Source organism: Rhodococcus sp. NPDC056960 (assembly GCF_042674125.1).
Taxonomy (GTDB): Bacteria; Actinomycetota; Actinomycetes; order Mycobacteriales; family Mycobacteriaceae; genus Rhodococcus_F.
On the sequence record NZ_JBHURF010000012.1, the window covers coordinates 236242 to 258965 of the forward strand.

Here is a 22724-nt window from a genome sequence, read left to right on the forward strand (position 1 = left end):
CACACCTCGAGGGAGTATGAATGAGCATTGCCGAACCCCCACCCTTGAAGACCCCGCCCACGAAAACCCCGCTCACGAAAGCCCAGGAACCCGCCGCAAAGGGTCTGAACAGCGGCGCACTGGGACTGATCGGCAACACGGTGATCGGGCTGTCCTCGGTCGCGCCCGCCTACAGCCTCGCCGCCACCCTCGGCTACGTCGTTCTCGCGGTGGGCGACAAGGCGCCGTCGATGTTCCTCGTCGCCTTCGTCCCGATGTTGCTGACCGCGTTCGCCTACCGTGAACTCAACCGCGACACCCCGGACTGCGGCACGTCGTTCACGTGGGCCACCAAGGCCTTCGGCCCCTGGATCGGGTGGATGGCGGGATGGGGACTCGCGGTGTCCGCGATCATCGTCCTCGCCAACACCGCGGAGATCGCGGCGATCTACCTGTTCGAGGTTCTCGGGTGGCACGGTGCGGCCGAATCGCTCACCGCGAAAGTGCTGCTGGGATGCTTCTTCATCGCGGCCATGACGTACGTCAGCTTCCGGGGCATCCTCATCAGCGAGCGACTCCAGAACATCCTGATCGCGGTGCAGTTCGCCGTCCTCATCGGGGTCAGCGTCCTCGCGCTGACGAAGGTCTTCGGCGGCACGGCCGGACCGCAGGCGGTCACCCCGAAACTCGACTGGATCATCCCGACCGGCGTCTCGATGTCCGACGCCGCGCAGGCGATCATCCTCTGCATCTTCATCTACTGGGGGTGGGACGCCTGCCTGGCCGTGGGTGAGGAGACCAAGGACTCCGAGCGGACGCCGGGACGCGCGGCCGTCCTGACGACGGTCATTCTCGTGGCCACGTACGTGCTGGTCGGGTATGCCGTGCAGTCGTTCGCCGGGTTCGGCGACACCGGTATCGGACTGAACAATCCCGAGAACGTCGACGACGTGCTGACCACCCTCGGCGGTCCCGTCGCCGGGCCGTGGGCGGCCTCGTTGCTGCTGCTGACGGTGTCGATCTCCGCGCTGTCGTCGACGCAGACCACCATCCTGCCGACGGCCCGCGGAACGTTGTCGATGGCGGTGTACGAGGCGCTGCCGCGGCGGTTCGCGTCGGTGCACCCCCGGTACATGACGCCCGGCTTCGGAACGCTGGTGATGGGCGCGGCGGCACTCCTGTTCTACCTGGTGCTCTCGTTCCTCAGCGCCAACGCGCTGCAGGATTCGGTGGCCTCGCTCGGACTCGCCGTTGCCTTCTATTACGGCATCACGTCCTACGCCTGCGTCTGGTACTTCCGCCGGACCCTGTTCGCCTCGACACGAAACCTGTTCATGCGCGGCATCTTCCCGCTGCTGGGCGGGCTGTGCATGACGTGGGCGTTTCTCCAGAGCGCCGTCGACATGCTCAGTCCCGACTACGGATTCACCGCCTTCGGCCCGCTCGGGGGTGTGTTCGTCCTCGGTGTCGGCATGCTGGTGGTCGGAATCCCGCTGATGCTGTTGTGTTTCGCCACCGGCACCCGCAACTTTTTCCGCGGCCACACCCTCACCGCCGACACGGAAGTGAAGGTGCCCGAGCAATGAGCACTCACGTCACCGGGGAGAGGCGATAGCTTCCGAAATGTCCGAGCCGATTGTCTTCGATACGACGAGCAAGGGAAGATGCGACCATGTCTGAGCAGCCCGCGTCTCTCGATCCCGTGTCCAAGCAGATCATCGAGCAACTTCAGGAGGATGGGCGACGATCGTACGCGGCCATCGGCAAGGTCGTCGGATTGTCGGAAGCGGCTGTACGCCAACGCGTGCAGAAGCTGATCGACACCGGCGTCACGCAGATCGTCGCGGTGACGGACCCCGTGCAGGTGGGATTCGCGCGCCAGGCCATGGTCGGGATCCGCTGCTCGGGAGACGTCACCGAGATCGCCGCCCGGCTCGCCGACGTCGACGCCATCGACTACGTGGTGCTCACCGCCGGTGCCTACGACATCCTGGCCGAGATCGTGTGCGAGAACGACGACCACCTGTTGAACGTGCTCAACAAAGAAATTCGTACCCTTCCCGGTGTGCTCGGCACCGAGACGATGGTGTACCTGAAACTTGTCAAACAGCAATACGATTGGGGAACCCGATGACTACGGTTACCACCGCTTCGCCCACGACCACCCGCCTCGAGGAATCCGCCCGCCGCCACCTGTGGGGGCATTTCTCCCGGCACGGGGACACCATCACCCCGCCGATCATCACCCGCGGCGAGGGCGCCCGCATCTTCGACTCCACCGGTAAGAGTTACCTCGACGGACTGTCCGGGCTGTTCGTCGTCCAGGCCGGACACGGCCGCCGCGAACTCGCCGAGGCCGCCGCCACACAGGCCGAACAGCTCGCGTTCTTCCCGCTCTGGTCCTACGCCACCGAACCGGCGATCGAACTCGCCGAACGCCTCGCCGGCTACACCCCGGGCGACCTGAACCGGGTCTTCTTCACCACCGGCGGCGGCGAGGCCGTCGAAAGCGCCTGGAAACTGGCCAAACAGTACTTCAAGAAGGTCGGCAAACCCGGCAAACACAAGGTCATCTCCCGCTCCATCGCCTACCACGGCACCCCACAGGGCGCCCTGGCGATCACCGGCATCCCCGCCCTGAAGGCCCCGTTCGAACCGCTCACCCCCGGCGCGTTCCGGGTCCCCAACACCAACCTCTACCGCGCCCCCGCCCCGCTGGACACCGACCCGGAGGCGTTCGGGATCTGGGCCGCCGACCGGATCGCCGAGGCCATCGAATTCGAGGGCCCCGACACCGTCGCCGCCGTCTTCCTCGAACCGGTGCAGAACGCCGGCGGCTGTTTCCCACCGCCGCCCGGCTACTTCGCCCGGGTTCGGCAGATCTGCGACGAGTACGACGTGCTGCTCGTCTCCGACGAGGTGATCTGCGCGTTCGGCCGGATCGGGTCGATGTTCGCGTGCGACGACTTCGGGTACGTGCCCGACATCATCACCTGCGCCAAGGGGATGACGTCCGGGTACTCGCCGATCGGGGCGATGATCGCCTCCGACCGGCTGTTCGAACCGTTCGCCGACGGGACGTCGATGTTCGCCCACGGCTACACCTTCGGCGGGCACCCCGTCTCCGCGGCGGTGGCGCTGGCGAACCTGGACATCTTCGAACGCGAAGGCCTCAACCAACATGTGGCCGAGCAGGCGCCGGCGTTCCGGGCCACCCTCGACAAGCTCACCGACCTGCCGATGGTCGGCGACGTGCGCGGGGAGGGCTTCTTCTACGGCATCGAACTGGTCAAGGACAAGGCCACCAAGGAAACGTTCACCGACGCCGAGGCCGAACGGGTGCTGCACGGGTTCCTCTCCACCGCCCTGTTCGACGCCGGCCTGTACTGCCGCGCCGACGACCGCGGCGACCCGGTCATCCAACTCGCCCCACCGCTGATCTGCGGGCAACCCGAATTCGACGAGATCGAAACCATCCTGCGCAGCGTCCTCACCGAAGCCTGGACTCTGCTGTGAACCACCAGGATCTGCCCGGAATGTACGTCGGCGGCCGCTACCGGGACGGCCGAGCAGCCGAGCACTACGAGGTGCTCGATCCCGCGACGGGCGAGGTGGTGTCGTCGCGCCCCGACGCGTCCGCCGAGGATGTCGACGACGCCGTCGCCACCGCGAAGGCCGCGTACGCGCAGTGGTCGACGACGAGTCCGGGCGAGCGCTCTGCCGTCCTGACCCGGTGGGCCGACGAGTTGACGGCGATGTCCGGCGATCTCGCGTCCACCGAGACCCGGCAGGCGGGCAAGCCGATCAAGCTGTCGACCGAGTTCGACGTGCCCGGGTCGATCGACAACGTGTCGTTCTTCGCCGGCGCGGCCCGCAACCTGGAGGGCAAGGCGTCCGGTGAGTATTCGCCCGACCACACGTCCACCATCCGCCGTGAGCCGGTCGGGGTGATCGGGTCGATCGCGCCGTGGAACTACCCGCTGCAGATGGCGGCGTGGAAGATCCTGCCCGCGGTCGCCGCCGGCAACACCATCGTGCTCAAGCCCGCGGAGATCACGCCCCTCACCTCGCTGCTGTTCGCCGAGGCCGCGACGCGCGCCGGAATGCCGGACGGCGTCGTCAACGTGGTGACCGGCCACGGTGCCACCACCGGTTCGGCGCTGGTGTCGCACCGGGATGTCGGCATGGTCAGTTTCACCGGATCGACTCCCGTCGGACGGCAGATCGCCGCTGCCGCCGCGGGTAAGCGACTTCATCTGGAACTGGGCGGAAAGGCACCGTTCGTGGTGTTCGACGACGCCGACCTCGAGGCCGCGATCAACGGGGCCGTCGCCGGTGCCCTCATCAACGGCGGTCAGGACTGCACCGCGGCCACCCGTGCGTACGTCCAGCGTCCGCTGTACGACGACTTCGTCGCCGGGGTGGCGGCACTGATGGACACCGTCCGGCTCGGCGACCCGTCCGATCCCGGCACCGACATGGGACCGCTGGTGTCGCGGCGACAGCAGCAGCACGTCGCCGGATTCGTCGACCGCGCCCGCGACACCGGAGCCAAGATCGTCCGCGGCGGTGCCGTTCCCGGCGGCGACCTCGCGGGCGGCTTCTACTACGAGCCGACCCTCGTTGTCGGCGCCGACCAGTCCAGCGAGATCGTGCAACGGGAGATCTTCGGCCCGGTTCTGGTGGTCCTGCCGTTCGACGACGACCGGGACGGAATCGCACTGGCCAACGACACCGACTTCGGGCTGGCGGCGTCGGCGTGGACCCGTGACCTGTACCGCGCGCAGACCGCGTCCCGGGACATCGCCGCGGGCTGCGTGTGGATCAACGACCACATCCCGATCATCAGCGAGATGCCCCACGGCGGCTACAAGGCGTCCGGTTACGGCAAGGACATGTCGACGTACTCGCTCGACGAGTACACCAACGTCAAACACGTGATGTCCGACATCACCGGGACCGCCCGGAAGGACTGGCACCGGACCGTGTTCGGCGACCGGAACTAGCGTCCGCCGCGCCGGGACGGCAGCCCGTCTGCGGTCCCGGCGCCCGCGGCAGTTCTGCCATCGACCGAAGCCGTGCCGTGCGGCGGTCTACGCTGACCAACAAGCGCGTTCGCTTCGGCTGGAAGGCAGAGACGATGCACGTAACTCCCCTGGCGTGGGCACTGACGATCGTGGTGATCATCGCGCTGCTCGCGTTCGACTACTTCTTCCACGTCCGCCACGCGCACATCCCGACGCTGAAGGAATCGGCCATCTGGTCGTCGATCTACGTCGGCCTCGCACTGCTCTTCGGTGTCGCGGTGCTGCTCTTCGGTGGCGTCGACATGGGCTCGGAGTACTTCGCGGGCTACGTGACGGAGAAGGCGCTGTCCGTCGACAACCTGTTCGTCTTCCTCATCATCATGTCCAGCTTCCGCGTCCCGCGCGAAGACCAGCAGAAGGTGCTGCTGTTCGGCATCGTGTTCTCGATCTTCGCGCGGACCGCGTTCATCTTTCTCGGCGCCGCGCTGATCAACTCGTTCGCGTGGGTGTTCTACTTCTTCGGGCTCATCCTGCTGATCACCGCCGGCAACATGCTGCGGCCCGAAACCGAGGATTCGCACTCGGCCGACAACTTCATCATCCGCATCGCGAAGAAGTTCATGCACACCACCGAGCACTACGACGGCGACAAACTCTTCACCGTCGAGAACGGCAAGCGCGCCATGACGCCGATGCTGCTGGTGATGGTCGCGATCGGTGGCACCGACCTCCTGTTCGCGCTCGACTCCATCCCCGCGATCTTCGGGCTCACCCAGAACGTCTTCGTCGTCTTCACAGCCACCGTGTTCTCGCTGATGGGACTGCGTCAGCTGTACTTCCTTCTCGACGGTCTCCTCGATCGCCTGGTCTACCTGTCGTACGGACTGTCCGCGATCCTCGCGTTCATCGGCGTCAAGCTGATCCTGCATGCACTGCACGAGAACAACCTGCCGTTCGTCAACGACGGCGAACCCGTGAACGTCATCGAGGTGAGCACGTACGTGTCGCTGGGCGTCATCATCGGCATCCTCGTGATCACCGTCATCGCATCGCTCACCAGCAAGCGGGGCCGCGCCCAGTCCGCGGTCGGCGGCGCCCGGCGGCACGCGATCAACTACCTCGACCTCGACTACACCGCAGACCTGGCCGAGCGCGAACGGATGTACGACAAATTGCTGGGCGAGGAAGCACAACTCAAGAAACTCGACCCGAAGTTCAAGAAGATCATCCGCGAGGAAACCACCCTCATGGACCTCATCCGACGCGCCCACGAAGAGCACGACGCGTTCCTCAAACAGCGTTAGCCGAACACGACGAAGCGCCCACCGAATCGGCGGGCGCTTCTCTGCTCGTGCCCCATCCCCATGCAGGCACGTGCCGTCCTTACCTTCTCCTCATCCTCATTCCGCCGTCCGCCATTCCCATGGCCGTGAGACCGAGACCCAACAGGCACACGATGATGCCGCAGACCACGTTCGACCAGATCATTCCCGCAGTGGTGGTAACTCCGACGACCAGCCACGGACTGACGATCATCCACAGACCCAGCAACGGCGCGACGAACGCCATGCCATGGGTGCGGGAGTAAGCCGACGTGAAACCGACCGCAAGCAAGGCCACCGCGAGACCTGACAACAGATTGCACACCGCCAGGCCCGACTGGCTGGCGAACCCGACCACCCACGGCGACGCCGCCATGTAGAGGCCCGCCATGAACATCAGGCCCTCTGTGACCTGCGTCATCGGCTGTTCCGAGACTCGGTCGTAGCGAGCCCGCAACTCGGCGATATCAGGGTGTCTCTCGATCGACATACCTGGTGTCGTCATCACCCACCTCCTTGAAAGTGAACACATCCCTACGGAGGGAATGCCCCGAACTGGGTGCGGCAAACCAGCGATGACCAGGTAATTTTTCCGAATTTCCGCTACCGACCGGTACCCATGGACCATAATGCGCCCCGGTTGGCGCGGAACGCGGACTGCAGCAGGGCCTTGGGCCCTGCTGCAGGGGACAGGCATACTCGATGTGTGTGGTGGATCGTCGGGGTCGTGCTCGCGTGGATAGCGCTGTCGATACCGCTCGCCATCCTCATCGGGAAGGCGATTCGGCAGAAAGACCTCCGCGAGCGGCCCGCCCCCTACGACGCGACACGAAACGACCCTCCCGACCGCACGGTGGCCTGACCGCGCCATGCGCATTCGCGGCCCGGCTTGGCAGAATGGCCTGATGGCGGCGCCCTTCTATCCCCTCGTGTTCATGAACCTGTTGTTCGCGACGACCACACTGTGCCTCGCGCGACCCTCCCGTATCTCCGCGGGCGCCACCGTCGCCGCCGCCGTGCTGTGGCTGTTCGGCAACGGCCCGCTCGAGGGCCAGGTCCTGTGGGAGTTCGACGCCACGCACGGTCTCACGGTGTCCGACCTTCTGTCCGTCGCCGCGATCGCGATCGCCGTCTGGACATTCGCGACCACCCGCGACCGGCCGTGGGCGCGGCGGCGCAGGAAACTACTCCGTAGTCGGTACTGAGCCGAGGCGGTCTCGAGCTAGCTTCGCTGTCAGTGGGTCCTCGCTGACATACGACGGTCCCGCCGACAAACCCCCCGCCCGTAAACCCCTCGCCCGCACCCACATCTACAACTGACTCGCCGCCGACGGCCCCACACCCTGCGCCTGATGCCCGCGACGGCACGGGGATCCATGGGCCACTTCGTCGTCTAGCTGATGAAGGTATTCAGGATGAGCACGCAGGTCAGGCCCGTGAGCCCGACGAGGGTCTTCATGACGGTCCAGGATTTGAGGGTGTCGGGCACGGACATCCCGAAGTAGCGGTTTGCCATCCAGAACCCGGAATCGTTGACGTGGGAGAACGCGGCTCCGCCGCAGGCGATGGCGATGGAGGTGAGCGCCACGGTGGGGGCGCCGGCTCCGAGTTCTGTGGCGATCGGTGCGGTGAAGGTGGCGCCGGTGATCATGGCGATCATGCCCGATCCCTGGCAGATCCGGGTGACCGCGGAGGTGACGAAACCGAACAGGACCAGTGGAATGCCCACCGATTCCATGGCACTGGCCAAGACCTTGCCGAGACCGGACTCGACCAGGACACCGCCGAAGACTGCGCCGGCGCCGGTGATCAAGATGATCACCCCGGCCGGTGCCAGGGCGTCCGAGGCCATCTTTTGCAGCTCTTCTCCGGTAGCCCCGCGGCGAATGCCGAAGAACCACATCGTGTACAGACACGTCGCGAGGAGTGCGATCACCGGATGGCCGATGAAGACCAGCACCGTGCGGGCGACAGAGTCTTCGGGGAGGACGTTCTTGGCGAGAGTACCGAGAACGATCAGGACCAGGGGAAACAGCAGTCCGCCGATCACGGACAGGAAGCTCGGCAGTGGGACCGGCTCGTCGGCCGGATCGACGGAACCGTTGTCCGATGCCCCGCCGCCACCACCACCGGAGGGGCCGGTCGGGGTCCGGTGCTTGGTCTTCACGGCGGTATGGGCGTAGAGCTCGGCGGGTACGGGCACGAAGATCCGTTTGGCGATGAAGCGGCCGAACAGTGGCCCACCGACGATCACCGCGGGGATCCCGCAGATGGCCCCGAACAGGATCACCAAGCCGAGATCGGCGTTCATGATCCCCGCCGCTGCCAGCGGGCCGGGCGCCGGGGGCATGAAGGTGTAGGCGACGGACAAGCCGGCACACAGCGGGATTCCGTAGTAGAGAAGGGATTTCCCGGTCCGTTCGGCGATTCCGTAGAGCATCGGAACCAGGATGACGATGGCGACGTCGATGTAGACGGAGATCGAGACCAGGAACCCGGCCGCTCCCAGTCCCCAGGCCACACTTTTGTCCGAGAACCGGCCTACCAACGTCGTGGCGATACGTTCAGCCGCACCTGATCGTTGCAATATCGTCCCGAAGACGGCGCCGAGACCGATCACCAGGGCAAGTTGCCCGAGTGCGCCGCCCATCTTCTCGACCACCAGCGCCACGAGGTCGGACGGGTTCATCCCGATCGCGAGCCCGAACGCGATACTGGTGATCAGCAGCGCGAGGAATTCCTGCACTTTGAACTTGATCACCAGCAACAACAGTGTGGCGACGGCCAACCCTGCCGCGACCACGATCCACGTTGTGTTTCCCATTGCCATCTCCAGTGATGTGTAGTGGTGCGCGAATTACACGGTTCGCGGGACCGTGCCGAGGGATGTTTCGGCCTGCAGGAAGCGGAAGTCGCAGCCTTCCTCGGCTTGGGTCACCTGATCGATGTAGAGCTTGCGGTAGCCACGTGCAGGTGCGGGGTCCGTTCCGATCGGGGTCAGTTCGGCCCGCTCGGCGAGCTCGGCGTCGGACACTTCGAGTTCGAGTGCCCCGTCGCGAACACTCAACCGGATCATGTCGCCGTTGTGCACGTACTTCAGTGGGCCACCGATCGCCGCCTCGGGGGAGACATGCAGCACGATGGTGCCTGCCGCGGTACCCGACATCCGGCCGTCGGATATCCGGACCATGTCCTTCACGCCCTGCCGGGCGACCTTCTTCGGGATCGGGATGTAGCCGGCCTCCGGCATGCCGGGTGCGCCGATTGGTCCGATGTTCTTGAGTACCAGGATGTCGTCGGCCGTGACGTCGAGACTCTCGTCGTCGATGCGCTTGCTCAGGTCGGCCATGTTCTCGAACACCACCGCTCGGCCGCGGTGTTCGAGTAGGTCCGGTGCGGCCGCGGCCTGTTTGATGATGGCGCCGTTGGGGGCCAAATTGCCTCGGAGCACAGCGATTCCGCCGGCCGGGTAGACGGGTTCGCTGCGCGGCCGGATCACATCCTGAGGGAACGGGGCCGGGGCTTCGTCCAGTTCCTCACCCAGGGTGCGGCCGGTGACCGTCAGCGCGTCGAGGTTGAGCATCTCGCGCAGCTCCTGCAGCAGGCGCGGGACTCCACCGGCCCGGTGCAGGTCCTCCATGTAGTGGCTTCCGGCCGGTTTCAGGTTCACCAGGACCGGCGTCTCCTTGCTCATCCGGTCGAAGAGATCGAGGTCCAGCGAGTAGCCGAGGCGCCCGGCGATCGCAGCGAGGTGCACCAGGGCGTTCGTCGACCCACCGACCGCCAGCAACACCCGCAGGGCGTTCTCGAAAGCTTCCGGGGTGAGGATCCGGTCGACGGTGAGGCCGTCCTCGACCATCTCGACAGCCCGGCGGCCGGTGAGTTCGGCGACGCGCATCCGGTCCGCGGTCACCGCAGGCGGTGTCGCGGAGCCGGGCAGTGCGATGCCGAGAGCTTCGGCGACGCACGCCATGGTGCTCGCCGTTCCGGCCACCGAGCAGGTGCCGACGCTGCCGACCAGCCGCCCGTTGACCTCAGTGATCTCCGCGTCGTCGATTTCCTGGGCTCGGTACTGTCCCCAGAACGCCCGGCAGTCGGTGCAGGCGCCGACCCGGCGTCCTCGGTGCGATCCGGTGAGCATCGAGCCGGTCACCAATTGGATCGCCGGTTTGTTCGCGGACGCCGCCCCCATCAACTGGGCGGGCACCGTCTTGTCACAGCCACCGATGAGCACGACAGCGTCCACCGGCAGCGCGCGGATCATCTCCTCGGTGTCCATCGACATGAGATTTCGCAGCAACATGCTGGTCGGATGCGAGAAGCTCTCGTGAATCGAGATCGTCGGGAAGGTGATCGGCAGACCACCGGCGAGCATGACACCACGTTTGACCGCCTCGATCAGCTGCGGCATGTTGCCGTGGCAGGGATTGAACCCGCTCTCGGTGTCGACGATGCCGATCACCATCCGGTCGAGCACGTCCTCGGTGTAGCCGGCGCCCTTGATGAAGGCCTTGCGTAAGAACAGGGCGAACTCCGGGTCTCCGTAGTTGACCAGGTTGCTTCTCATCCCCGTTGCGGGCGTGCCCTCGCCGGTCGTGGTCATTGTGTGCTCCATTCCATCCCAGTGTCATCGACAATATTATTAATAATCGGTGTGACGCTGACCATAACACCACGGCGGAGCGAGGAAGGGCAACCCCCGTGCGAGACTGGAACAGTTCAGTAGCGCAGAAAACCGCAGCGCAGGAGGCTCGAGTCCGTGACGCACACGCCCCACACCGTGGATCGATCGACCGCTCAGGGAGACGTCGTCGATCTCCTGGAGGAGGAGATCGTTCTCGGTTTGCGCTTCCCGCGCGAGCGACTGGTCGAGGACGACCTCATGGACCGGTTCGGCGCAAAACGACACATCGTGCGTCGCGCCCTCCAGGAACTGGAAAACCGGGGCCTGGTCGAGCGAACACCGAACATCGGTGCGTTCGTCAAGGTTTATACCGCGAAGGATGTTCGGGACATCTACGCGGTAAGGGAACTACTCGAAGGCCACTGCGCGCAGATTATTCAGCTACCGGTCGAGCAGGACCGCCTCGACGAACTGATCTCCATCCAGCGCCGGCACGACGCCGCAGTCGCCGCAGGCGACCTCCGCGGAATCGTGCACTCGAACACCACGTTTCACCACACACTGTTCGCGCTGTCCGACAACAACGCACTCGTCGAGGCGATCCGTCGCCACGCTCAGATGACAACGGCCATGCGATCGGTCACCGTCACCTCGCCCGAGTTACTGCACCGCGCCCAACAGGAGCACTGGCAGATGATCCGCGCGCTCGAAGAGCAGAACACCGAGCTCCTCGCCGACACCGCCCGGGCCCACCTGCTGCCCTCCCGCGACGCCTACCTCCAGCGAATCGCCGCAGCCTCACCACGATGAAGGCTTGTCGCCCCTCAGTGCCGATCCGACCACCCTCGTGACCTCGGGCGACGTCATGTGCCAGTGCGCGCTGTCGACGGTGAGGTTTCGGACGGCGCCCGCCACATAGGGCTGCCACGTCGCTGCGGCCGCCGATCCCGTCGGATCGTCGCGGCCCGCGGTGAAGAAGGCGACGTCGCCGTGAAACACACCCGGGCGGTGATGATCCAGCAGCGCGCAGTTGTGCGCTGCGCTCGCGATCAGCCGGTGGAGTTGCTCACGGGTGAACACGGCCATGGGCCCGCCGGTGCCGGTCAGCAGATCCACCGCCGATTCGGGAGTCATGTCCGCGACGGCCGCGGGCACGTCCCCCTCGACACCGATTCCCGCCAGCAGATCGCCCACACTCACCGGAAGGTGCGCCTGCGGCGTCTGCGGTTGGTGGGCGTAGCTGTCGAGCATCACGAGGGTCGCCACCTCCTCGCCCACCTCCTGGAGTTGCACCGCGACGGCATGGGCGAGAACACCGCCGAGCGACCATCCCAGAAGGTCGTACGGGCCGTGCGCCTGGATGCGGCGGATCTCCGCCACGTACCGCGCCGCCAGGTCGTCGATCGAGGCGTGCTGCGCGCCGTCCTCGGCGATCGCCGGGGACTGGAGTCCGTAGATCGGCCGATCGGGATCCACCCGGGGAGCCAGACCGGTGTAGCACCAGGCCAGACCGACCACCGGGTGGATGCAGAACAGTGGACGCCCCTCCCCCGCCGTCCGGATGGGGAAGACCACCCCGAGCGCCGCGTCACCGCCGCGATCGGACGAATTCATCCGGGCCGCTATCGAACTCGGCGTCGGATCCGTCATCACCGTCTGCAGCGGGACCGCGGCGCCGGTGGACGCCGCGAGCGCGCTCACGAGTCGCACCGCCAGGAGGGAATTGCCGCCCAATTCGAAGAAGTTGTCGTCCGCGCCCACCTCCCCGACGCCCAGTAACTCTTCGAACGCGGTGGCCACCGCGATCTCGGTGTCGGTCGCCGGGGCGCGGAATGCCCGCGGTTCGAACCGCGGCCGCGGGAGCGCGCGTCGATCGAGCTTGCCGGCCGACCCCGACGGCAGCTCGCTCAGGACCATGATCTGCGACGGCACCATGTACGAGGGAAGCCGGTGCCGCACCGACGCCGTCAACGCGGAAGTGTCGATCTGCCTGCCCGGTTCGGCCACGACGTAACCGACGAGACGGTCACCTCCGCCGTCGTCCGAGACGAGCGCCGCGGCGGCCTGCGACACCCCGTCCGCCGCCTCCAGCGCCGATTCGACCTCTCGCAGTTCGATTCGCAGCCCGCGCATCTTGACCTGGAGATCCGTCCGCCCGAGATACACCAGCTGCCCGGCGGGGGTCCACTTCGCGCGGTCCCCCGTGCGGTAGAGCCGGTCACCGCGCGGGCCGAAGGGGTCGGCCACGAACCGTTCCGCGGTGAGCTCGCTCCGCCCCACGTACCCGCGCGCCAGCTGGGTACCGCCGAGATACAGTTCGCCGACGACACCCACGGGGACCGGTCGAAGCCGCGCGTCCAGCGCGTACGCCCGGATGTTCCACACCGGCGCGCCGATCGGCACGCGTGCGCCGGCGGACGCGCCCAGCGTGAATGCGGTGGTCGTGATCGCCGCCTCGGTAGGACCATACGTATTGTGGAACGCGCCCGGCCGGAGTACGAGGGCGTCCTCCACCAGTTCGGACGACACTTCCTCGCCGCCCACATACAGATGTCGCAGCGACGACAGCGCCGCACCCTCGCCTGCCGCGAGGAACGCGGCCAGCACCGACGGCACCAGATGCATCATCGTGATCCGATGCTCCCGGATCACGTCCGCCAGATAGTCGAGTTCGGCGTGCCCCCCGGGCCGGGCCACGACCACCCGCGCGCCCACGGTCAGGGGCAGGAAGACTTCCCACACCGACACGTCGAACGTGTACGGGGCCTTGAGCATTCCGCGGTCGTCCGCGGTGACGTCGTATTCGTCGGCAAGCCACCGCAGCTGATTCACGATCGCGGTGTGGCTGACGACGACGCCCTTGGGCCGACCCGTCGATCCCGACGTGAAGAGGACGTAGGCCGTGTTCTGTGGCCGCAGCGGCCGCATCCGGTCGGTGTCGCGGACCGGGCCCGGATCGAACCCGGCCAGATCGACCGTGTCGACGTCGATGCGTGGCGTGCCCGCCGGCAACGGCGCCCGGGTGCACGAGGTGGTGAGCACGAGATCCGCTGCCGAGGAGTGCAGCACGTTCTCGATCCGCTCTGCCGGGTGGTCGGGGTCGAGCGGCACGTAGCCGCCGCCCGCGCGGAGCACCGCGCACATTCCGGCGACCATGTCCGGCGACCGCTCGAAGGCCAGCGCGACAAGCGAATCCGGGCCGATGCCGCGATCGACGAGCAGCCGTGACAGCCGGTTGACTCGCGCGTCGAGTTCGCCGTACGTCCACGAACCGCCGTCGAAGACGACCGCGACCGCACCGGGAGTGCGGGCCACCTGCGCATCGAGGAGATCCACCAGTGTCTCGTCGCACAGCGCGACGTCCGTCGCATTCCAGGTGTCGCGCATCTGGACCGTCTCGTCGGCAGTCAGAAGCGACACGTCGCAAACTCGGTTTTGCGAGTGCGCCGCGAACGCTTCGACGACGCGCAGCAGACCCCGCACGAACCGCTGCGCCGTCGCGGCGTCGAACAGGTCGGTGGCGTACGTCAGAATTCCGGAGATGCCGGCCGGGTCACCATTCTCGCCGTAGCTGTCCGACAGCGAGAAGTCGAGGTCGAACTTGGTGACCTGAGCGTCGATCGCCAGTGGCGCGATGGTCAGTCCCGGCAGTTCCAGCGACGCCGCCTTCTGGTTCTGGAACGCGAGCATTACCTGGAACAGCGACGAATGAGATTGCGAACGAGACGGATTCAGAATCTCGACCAGCCGCTCGAACGGCGCCTCCGCGTGAGCCATGGCATCGAGATCGGTCTGCCGCACCCGCTCCAGCACGTCGGCGAGCGACGCGTCGGGATCGACCTCGGTCCGCAACACCAGCGTGTTGACGAACATCCCGACCACATCGTCGAGCACCCGCTCACCGCGGCCGGCCACCGGCGTGCCGATCACGATGTCCGACGTCGCCGTCACCCGCGAGAGCAGCACCGCGAGAGCGGCGTGCACCACCATGAACAGCGTCGTGTTGTGCTGTTGCGCCACGGTGCCGAGTCGGCGATGTGTTGCCGCATCGATCGTCACGGGCACCGCGGCACCCCGGTTGGTGCGCACCGCGGGTCGCGGGCGATCCGTCGGTAGCTCGAGGAAGTCGGGGATACCCGCGAGTGTCCGTGTCCAGTACTCGAACTGGGTCGCCGCAGGCGACGCCGGGTCGTCCTCGTCGCCCAGCACCTCGCGCTGCCACAGCGTGAAATCGGCGTACTGCACCGGAAGCGGGGCCCACCCCGGACTCTCGCCTCGCGCCCGCGCGACGTACGCGGTGGCCACGTCCCGGGCGAGCGGCGCCATGGAGAAGCCGTCCGCACTGATGTGGTGAACCACCACGACCAGTACCAGTTCGTTCTCGCTCACGCGCAGAAGCCGCCCCCGGATGGGGACCGAGGCCGAGACGTCGAATCCGCCCGCGACGACCGCGAGTACGTGCGCGTCGACGGCATCCGCAGGCACGGGTGTCGGCGACAAGTCCAGTTCCACTCGCTCTGCGGGCACCACCGACTGCACCGGTTCGCCATCGTGTTCCGGGAACACCGTCCGGAGCGACTCGTGCCGTCCCAGCACGTCACGCACCGCCTGCTGCAACGCGGGAACGTCGAGCACGCCGGTCAGTCGAACGGCCAGCGGCATGTTGTAGGCCGGCGATGCCGGGTCGAAGCGGCTGAGGAACCACATGCGCCTCTGCGCGGGCGACAGGGGAATTCGATCCGGCCGGGGACGCGGCGCGAGGACGGGACGGGTGCCCGTTCCGGGCAGCGAGGACACCTGCTCGGCCAGGGCTTCCACCGTCGTCGCCTCGAAGATCATCCGCACCGGGACGTGTCCGTCCACCGCCTCGCTCAACCGGGCGGCCGCCTGTGTGGCGATCAGGGAATTTCCGCCCAGCGCGAAGAACTCGTCGTCGAGTCCGACCTGCTCCACCGCGAGCACGTCGGTGAAGACGGCGACGACGGCCTGCTGCACCGCGGATTCGGGTGCCCGGAAGGCACGCGACTCGAGCGCAGGCGCCGGCAACGCCTTCACGTCGATCTTGCCCGACGGAGTGAGGGGGAACGCCTCGAGCACCACGACCGCGGCGGGCACCAGGTACGACGGCAGAACGTCCTCGAGTCTCTTGCGCAGCAACTCCACATCGAGGCTGCCGCGGGGCACCACGTACGAGACCAGCGCATCGGCGCCCGCCGTGTGGGGGCGGGCCACCGTGATCGCACCGTCGACGTCGGCGACCCGGGTGATCACCGCATCGACCTCCCCCGGTTCGATGCGGACACCACGAATCTTCACCTGCCGATCCACGCGGGCGATGAACTGCAGATTGCCGTCGGCGCGGCGATGGACCAGGTCGCCGGTCCGGTACAACCGGGAACCACCCGGGCCCGCGACGAACCGCACCGCGGTCCGTGCCGGATCCCCGACATAACCGCGGGCGAGACCGGCACCGGACAGATAGAGTTCGCCGACCGCACCGATGGGCACCCGGCGCAACCGGTCGTCGAGCACCAGGCCGGTGGTGCCGCGGATCGGACCTCCGATGGTCACGTGACCGTCGACGGAGGCAAGGGTCGCGACGACGGTCGACTCCGTCGGGCCGTAGGCGTTGAGCATCCGCCTGCCGTCGCTCCACACCGCGGCGAGGTCGGGGTGCAGAGCCTCGCCGCCCACCGCCACGACCTCGATGTGTTCGAGGCCGTCGGTACTCAACGTGGTCAGGACCGCCGGCGTCGACAGGTAGTGACTCACCCGGTGTTCCACCAGCACTCGGTGCAGGTCCGGTCCGGCATAGACCTCGGCGGGAGCAACGACCAGGCACGCACCCGAACCGAACGCGAGGAGCACCTCGAGAAGCGCGGCGTCGAACGTGGGGTTGTAGGCGTGGAGCACCCGCGACTGCGACGTGACCCGGTAGCGTCGGACCGCCTCCTCGGTCAGGGAGGACACCCCTCGGTGCGGCACCATCACACCCTTGGGCGTGCCGGTGGAACCCGACGTGTAGATGACGTACGCAACCTCGTCCGGGTGCACCGGAACACGCACCGGGACAACCTCGTCCGAATTGTCGCCGGCCGTCGCCGGCAACCACTCGATCCGGTCTCCACCCACCGACATCGCGCCCACCCCGATACGCACGTCGGCCTCGGTGAGCACCCTTTCCAGGCGCTCCGCCGGATGCGTCGGATCGACCGGAACGAAGGCCGCACCGGTCTTGGTGATGGCCCACAGCGCAACCATGAATTCGACCGACCGCGGCAGGGCGAGCGCGATCACCCCACCCGGCCGTGCGCCGGCGCCGATCAGGGCGCGCGCCAGCGCGTCGGACCGCGCATCGAGGTCGCGATACGTCAGGGTCACCTCGCCGTCGGTGAGCGCCGGTGCGTCAGGGAACGCGCGGGCGGTGGCGGTCAGGATCTCCGACAGCGTTCTCGGCTTCGTCGGCTCGCCGCCGTCGAGGGCCGGACCGGCCGCGAGACCGATGCTGCCGACGTCGATCTCGGGGCGGTCGGTGACGACGGCCAGTACATCCACGAACAACTCGGCAAGCGAACGCACCGTCGCGGCGTCGAACAGCGACGGCGTGTAGGTGACCACACCGTCCACACCCGCCGGTTCGTGATCCACCCAGCGCTCGGAATAGGTGAATGCCAGATCGAACGGCGTCCGCGCCGGGTCCTCGTCCGAGGTGGGCGCGAGAGCGAGCGACACCTGCGGACGCTCTCCTCCGAGGAGGTCGGCGAGAGCCTCGAACGGCACATCCGCGTGCTGGAACGCCGCGACGTCGAAGCGGCGCACCTGCTCGAGAACCTCGAGGCATGACATCGCAGGCGTGATCCGCGCGCGTAATGCCACCGTGTTCGCCCGATCCCCCGCCAACCCCGCCTCGCCGCCGACGACGATGTCGCGGTGAACACCGATGCGGGCGAGCAGGATTGCGAGAGTCGCCCGCAGCACGGTGAACAGTGTCCCGCCCTGTTCCCGCGCCAGCCGTACCGCGGCGTCGTGGCGATCGGCGCCGATCGTGAACTCGTGCACGCGGTCCGACGGGGACGCCATCGCCCCGGCCACCCGGTCGGTGGGCACCGGCGACGACGAACCGACGCCCCGCAGCGCCCGCTGCCACCGTGCGAGGCCGCTGTCGTCGGGGGCTCCCGGAATCCGCTCGAGCCTCCCGTCGACATACCGCCCTCGGTCGCCGGTTCGGTACATCCGCAGTCCGCCGGCGCCTTCCGTCCCCTCCGAGACGAACGGGTCGGCGACGAATCGTTCGGCCGTCGCCGCGGGCCGACGCTGAAACCCACGGGCGACCTGCCCGCCCACATAGAGTTCTCCCACCGTGCCGGGCGGGACCGGCCGCAACGCGCGGTCCAGCACGTAGAGGTGGGACGCGGCATCCGGGTCCGCCGGGTGCGCGGGTTCGCACGCGACCGTCGTGCCCACGGCGAGAGGTTCCCAGATGTCTCGCACCATGCGATCACCGTCGTCCCCCGATCGCGGGCCGGCCAGCACAGTCGCGTGGGTCAGCGCGACCGGCGCGGAGCCGACGGGGCACAGCACGTAGGCGGTCCGAGCCGGGTGAATCCACTCCGGCAGCGTCACCCCGTCGTCGCAGTCCCCGGCCTCCTCGCGGTCGTCCAGAACGAGGGTCGGGTGTCCGCCGTGCGGGATGTCCCCGGCATCGATGCGACTGGTGACCAGCAGCGTCGGCACCACGTCGGCCAACAGATACCGCAGGCGTTCGGTGGGATGGTCGAGGTCCAGCGGCAGACAGGTTGCCCCTGACCGCAGCACGGCGACGTGCGCAACGACTCGGTCGATCGGATTCGACAGCCCGACGGCGACGACGGCCTCGTCCTCCACTCCCGAGGATCGCAGGGTCCGCGCCAGACCGGCGGAACGACGGTCGACGTCCGCGTAGGAGACCGTCTCCGTGCCGTAGCGGACGGCGACGGCGTCGGGACCTTCGGCGACCCGGAGCCGGAAGACCGCGGGCAACGACTTGGTGTGGTGCTCCGACTCTTTGGGCACGGCAACGACTGCGGCGCGCTCTTCCCGCGTCAGCAGGTCGATCGAACTCAGCGCGACACGCGGGTTGTCGGCGATCATCGCGAACAGTCGGTGCAATCGCCGCCTCCACCGCTCCACGGTCGATCGGTCGAAACGAGTTGCTGCGTAGCGAAACTGCACCTCGGGGTGGCGACCGTCACCGTTCAGCGACACGACCAGGTCCAGGCCGCCGAGGCACTCCCCCTCCTCGGCGAGCGCGACCTGGAACAGCGGGTGCCGAGACACCGAAAGCTGCTGCCCCACAGCGTCGACCACCCGCGCGAACGGAACGGTCCCGTGCGCTCGCGCAGCCCGCTCGGTCCGGTGGGTGATCATCACGAATTCGTCGAACGTGAGACGTGGATCGAGTCTGCTGCGCAGCACCAGCGGCTCCGAGACCGGGGCGACCACCGCGTCGGGACGGTCGGGCAGCACCGCTCCGATGGCGAGATCGTCCTCGCCGCTCACGACGGACAGCCACACCGCGGCGGCCGCGTGGACGACCGTGAACAGCGGAACCCCGCGGTCGGACGCCAGAGCGCACAGGTTCCGGTACAGGTGGCGTTCCAGCGCGAGCGGAACCACATCGGTGAGCGCCCCCGAGGTCACCGCCCCGTCGCGGTCGGGAAGCAACCCTCCGCCGACCGGGAGTCCATCGAGTTCTCGTGCCCAATAACGCAACTCGCGTTCGTACGGTGCCGGAATCGGCAGCGCGGAGCGATCCACCTTTCCGCTCGGGGTGAGCGGGACCGCATCGAGGACGGTGACCGTCGAGGGAACCATGTACCCGGGCAGTCGCTCGGCCACCCCCGCGAGAATCTCCTCGGGGTCCAGCCCGGCGCCGTGCACGTAGCCGTCCACCGTCAACTCGCCGTTCCGGTCGTGTGCCACCGCGATCGCCGTGTCGACACCCGGATGTCGGCCGAGGACCGCCGTGACCTCGCCCAGTTCGACCCGGAATCCACGGATCTTCACCTGATCGTCGGCGCGGTCGACGAATTCCAGTTCGTGGTCCGGTGACCACCGCACGAGATCGCCGGTCCGGTACATGCGTTGCAGATCCGTCGTGAACGGGTTGGCGACGAATCGGGTCGCGCTCACACCCGGCCGCTCCAGGTAGCCGCGTCCCACACCCGGACCGGACAGGTACAGCTCCCCCACCACCCCTGCCGGCACCGGCTGCAGGAACCGGTCCAGCACCACAGCCGACACACCCTCGATCGGACGGCCGATCGTGGTGCTCGCTCCGGGGACGAGGGATTCGGTTGCGGAGGCCCAGATGGTGACCTCCGTCGGGCCGTACAGGTTCAGGACGGTGCGGCCGGTACCCCACCGTGCCACCAGTTCCGGTGGGCAGACGTCCCCCGCCACGGCGAGTACCTCGAGGTCGGGCAATCCCGTCGGGTCCATCTGCGCCGGGACCGCCGGCGTCGTGGTCCAGTGGGTGATGCGCTCACGCCGCAGCAGGTCGAGCAGCATGTTTCCGCCACGCACCGCCGGTGGGGCGATGACCAACGTCGCACCCGCGGTGACGGCGACCAGCAGTTCGTGAATCGAGGCGTCGTAGGAGGGGGACGCACCCATCAGCACCCGCGACCGCGGGGTCGCCGCGTAGAGACGTCCCACCGCGGCGGAATGATTGGCGAGCCCCCGGTGGGGCATGGTGATACCGCGTGGCGGCCCCACCGAGCCGGACGTGTAGATGACGTACGCCGCGTTGTCCAGCCTGATCGGATGTGCCAGTTCTGCATCGGCGAGGGGTGTGCCGTCTCCCGGTACATCGGCCACGTCCACCCACTCGACACCCGCGGGCACCACCCCCGGTTCCGCGGCAACGGCGAGGGTGACGCCGGATTCGTCGATCATGTGCGCAACGCGTTCGGCCGGGTAGCCCGGGTCGACGGGAACGAAGGCCGCACCGCACCGCGCGACCGCCCACACCGCCACCACCTGCTCGATCGAACGCGGAAGCATCAACGCGACACGGTTGCCGACCCCCACACCGTGTGCGAGCAGCCTGCGGGCGAGCCGGTTCGATCTCTCGTGCAGAGCGCGGTACGTCATCTCCGCGTCCCCACAGCGGAGCGCCACCGACCCGGAGTCCACTGTCAGATCGAATATCTCCGGAAGAGTCAACGGTGCCACCGCAGGCGGGCCGGCGAGAGGGGCGAGCGCGTCGAGTTCGCCGGGGGCGAGCATCGGCAGGCTGCCGACCGCCGCCTCGGTGGGCGCACCCACGAATCCGCCCAGGTAATCCAGGAACCTTCGGTGGTGGCCCTCGAGTTCGTCCAGCCCGTACACCGACGGATTGCCCTCGAAGTCCACCCGGACGTTCCGGCCGGCCGCGCCCGGGTAGATCGCCACCGCGAGGTCGTCGACGGGACCGGCGGTGAGAACGTTCAGTTCGCCGAGCACGTCCCCCCACCACGTCTCGGTGTGGAACATCATGATGTTGACCATCGGCCCGAAGCCGCGCCCGACCCGGGAGGCCGACCGCATGTCGTGGAGGATGTCCTCGTACCGGTACCGCTGATGTCGCAGCGCCCCCGTCAATTCCAACTGGACGCGACGCACCAGGTCGCGGGTGCTTCCGCGGGGATCCACCGCAATGCGGAGCGGAACCACGTTGGCCACACTGCCACCCGAACGTCGCGCCCCCGCGGTGGTGCGAGCGGACACGGGAAGGCTCAGCACCACCTCGGCATTGCCCGTCATTCGCGCGAGATACGCGGCGAACGCCGCGACCACGATCGGAACCTCGAACGAATTCCATTCGCGCGCGAGCGCACCCAATTCGTCGACGACGCCGGCATCCATCACCCTGCCGGCGAGCAACGATACGGCCGACGGCGGCGCCTGCCGGTCGGTCAGCCGGGAGGGTTCCGGCAAATCCCGGGTCCGTTCGGCCCAGTACGCGCGGTCGATCTCGAATCGGCGGGAAGCCGGGTAGGCATCCTCGGCCTCGTACAACTCGCGCAGCGGCAACGCTTTCGACCGGGGTGCTTCCGTGCGCTCGACGGCGTGCGTGTACAGCTCGGCCACCCGGTTCATCAGCACCATGGCGCCGTAGCCGTCGAGGATCAGGTGGTGCGCAAAGGTCGTGAGAAAGTAGTGATCGAGACCGACGTGCAGCAGCGTCGCCGAGATCAGGCGATCGCGATACACCCGCATGGGCCTGCGACGGCGCTCGTCCATCCACCGGTGCGACTCGGCCACGGGGTCTTCCCGGGACCGCAGGTCGACGTAGGCGAGTTCGTCCTCGATCGTCTCGTCGGCCAACTGATACGGCTCACCCGCATGGTCGACGATCCGGACCCCGGGAGACTCGATGTCGAACGATCCCTGCTCGGACGCCCACTTCAACGCTCCGACGTCCACCGGCCCGCGTAACTCGACGTATTGGGCCACCAGGATGGGAACGTTCGGTTCCAACTGCTGCGCGAACCACAACCCCTTTTGGGCATGCGAGAGCGGGAAGGCGCGTGCATCCACGTCACCTGCGTTCTTGCGCGGGAACCCCGAGCCCACTACCTGCCCCCGATCTACAACGTGACGAACCACCCGGCACGGGTCGTTTACGTATAGGTGTTGCAGAGCCAATCGTTACCGTGACCCTACTCGCAGTCCCGGCCCGTTCGCAGCGCTCGCGAGCGGGTATGCGGAGTCCCGCCTGAACAGGAACGTGGCGGCACTTACCCTTAG

The 22724-nt window shown here is 67.5% G+C and carries 12 protein-coding genes; 8 read left to right on the forward strand and 4 right to left on the reverse strand.

Going from position 1 to position 22724, the window contains the following annotated elements; translation table 11 throughout:
- Positions 1-20: 20 nt before the first annotated feature.
- The 5 genes from ACFTWF_RS20855 to ACFTWF_RS20875 all read left to right on the forward strand — a co-directional run bounded on the left by ACFTWF_RS20855 (position 21) and on the right by ACFTWF_RS20875 (position 6310).
- On the forward strand, positions 21-1565 hold the full coding sequence (locus ACFTWF_RS20855) for an APC family permease (RefSeq protein WP_378463073.1): 1545 nt from the start codon (positions 21-23) through the stop codon (positions 1563-1565).
- A gap of 86 nt (positions 1566-1651) precedes the next feature.
- Positions 1652-2113: an Lrp/AsnC family transcriptional regulator gene (locus tag ACFTWF_RS20860; protein WP_378463074.1), complete on the forward strand. Its 462-nt coding sequence runs from the start codon at positions 1652-1654 to the stop codon at positions 2111-2113.
- Positions 2110-3495, forward strand: coding sequence for an aspartate aminotransferase family protein (locus ACFTWF_RS20865; RefSeq protein WP_378463075.1), 1386 nt, complete (start codon positions 2110-2112; stop codon positions 3493-3495). Before ACFTWF_RS20860 ends, ACFTWF_RS20865 begins: the two co-directional genes overlap by 4 nt.
- A complete protein-coding gene (locus tag ACFTWF_RS20870) occupies positions 3492-4985 on the forward strand; it encodes a gamma-aminobutyraldehyde dehydrogenase (RefSeq protein ID WP_378463076.1) in 1494 nt (497 codons plus the stop codon). Before ACFTWF_RS20865 ends, ACFTWF_RS20870 begins: the two co-directional genes overlap by 4 nt.
- A 134-nt stretch (positions 4986-5119) precedes the next feature.
- Positions 5120-6310, forward strand: a complete 1191-nt coding sequence (locus ACFTWF_RS20875) for a TerC family protein (RefSeq protein ID WP_378463077.1) — start codon at positions 5120-5122, stop codon at positions 6308-6310.
- A gap of 79 nt (positions 6311-6389) precedes the next feature.
- Here the strand turns inward: ACFTWF_RS20875 and ACFTWF_RS20880 are convergent, their stop codons facing one another.
- Positions 6390-6833 carry an SPW repeat protein gene (locus tag ACFTWF_RS20880; protein WP_185728158.1) on the reverse strand — a complete coding sequence of 148 codons (444 nt, stop codon included), beginning with the start codon at positions 6831-6833 and terminating at the stop codon, positions 6390-6392.
- A gap of 222 nt (positions 6834-7055) precedes the next feature.
- Between ACFTWF_RS20880 and ACFTWF_RS20885 the strand changes: the two genes are divergently transcribed.
- Both ACFTWF_RS20885 and ACFTWF_RS20890 read left to right on the forward strand, forming a co-directional pair.
- Complete coding sequence (locus tag ACFTWF_RS20885) at positions 7056-7190, forward strand: hypothetical protein (protein ID WP_378463078.1); 135 nt, start codon at positions 7056-7058, stop codon at positions 7188-7190.
- 43 nt (positions 7191-7233) lie between these two features.
- The gene (locus tag ACFTWF_RS20890) at positions 7234-7533 is read left to right on the forward strand and encodes a hypothetical protein (protein WP_378463079.1); all 300 of its coding nucleotides are present in this window, start codon (positions 7234-7236) and stop codon (positions 7531-7533) included.
- Positions 7534-7721: 188 nt separating this feature from the next.
- Here ACFTWF_RS20890 and ACFTWF_RS20895 read toward each other — a convergent pair whose 3' ends face one another.
- Together ACFTWF_RS20895 and ACFTWF_RS20900 are read right to left on the reverse strand one after the other, a co-directional pair.
- Positions 7722-9152, reverse strand: coding sequence for a GntP family permease (locus tag ACFTWF_RS20895; protein ID WP_378463080.1), 1431 nt, complete (start codon positions 9150-9152; stop codon positions 7722-7724).
- A 33-nt stretch (positions 9153-9185) separates the two neighbouring features.
- Positions 9186-10931 carry an IlvD/Edd family dehydratase gene (locus ACFTWF_RS20900; protein WP_378463081.1) on the reverse strand — a complete coding sequence of 582 codons (1746 nt, stop codon included), beginning with the start codon at positions 10929-10931 and terminating at the stop codon, positions 9186-9188.
- 156 nt (positions 10932-11087) lie between these two features.
- Here ACFTWF_RS20900 and ACFTWF_RS20905 point away from each other — a divergent pair, with 156 nt between their 5' ends.
- Entirely contained in the window at positions 11088-11762 is a 675-nt protein-coding gene (locus ACFTWF_RS20905; RefSeq protein WP_378463082.1) for a GntR family transcriptional regulator, read from the forward strand.
- Here the strand turns inward: ACFTWF_RS20905 and ACFTWF_RS20910 are convergent.
- Positions 11751-22514 (reverse strand): amino acid adenylation domain-containing protein, encoded by a 10764-nt coding sequence (locus ACFTWF_RS20910; protein WP_378463083.1) that lies wholly within the window; start codon positions 22512-22514, stop codon positions 11751-11753. The genes ACFTWF_RS20905 and ACFTWF_RS20910 overlap by 12 nt on opposite strands.
- Between the last annotated feature and the right edge of the window lie 210 nt (positions 22515-22724).

Excerpts from the sequence above, each read along its gene's own strand:
- ACFTWF_RS20855 (WP_378463073.1), top strand. The coding sequence starts at position 21 with ATGAGCATTGCCGAACCCCCACCCTTGAAGACCCCGCCCACGAAAACC.
- ACFTWF_RS20880 (WP_185728158.1), bottom strand. The coding sequence starts at position 6,833 with ATGACGACACCAGGTATGTCGATCGAGAGACACCCTGATATCGCCGAG.
- ACFTWF_RS20895 (WP_378463080.1), bottom strand. The coding sequence starts at position 9,152 with ATGGGAAACACAACGTGGATCGTGGTCGCGGCAGGGTTGGCCGTCGCC.
- ACFTWF_RS20900 (WP_378463081.1), bottom strand. The coding sequence starts at position 10,931 with ATGACCACGACCGGCGAGGGCACGCCCGCAACGGGGATGAGAAGCAAC.
- ACFTWF_RS20875 (WP_378463077.1), top strand. The coding sequence starts at position 5,120 with ATGCACGTAACTCCCCTGGCGTGGGCACTGACGATCGTGGTGATCATC.
- ACFTWF_RS20890 (WP_378463079.1), top strand. The coding sequence starts at position 7,234 with ATGGCGGCGCCCTTCTATCCCCTCGTGTTCATGAACCTGTTGTTCGCG.
- ACFTWF_RS20860 (WP_378463074.1), top strand. The coding sequence starts at position 1,652 with ATGTCTGAGCAGCCCGCGTCTCTCGATCCCGTGTCCAAGCAGATCATC.
- ACFTWF_RS20865 (WP_378463075.1), top strand. The coding sequence starts at position 2,110 with ATGACTACGGTTACCACCGCTTCGCCCACGACCACCCGCCTCGAGGAA.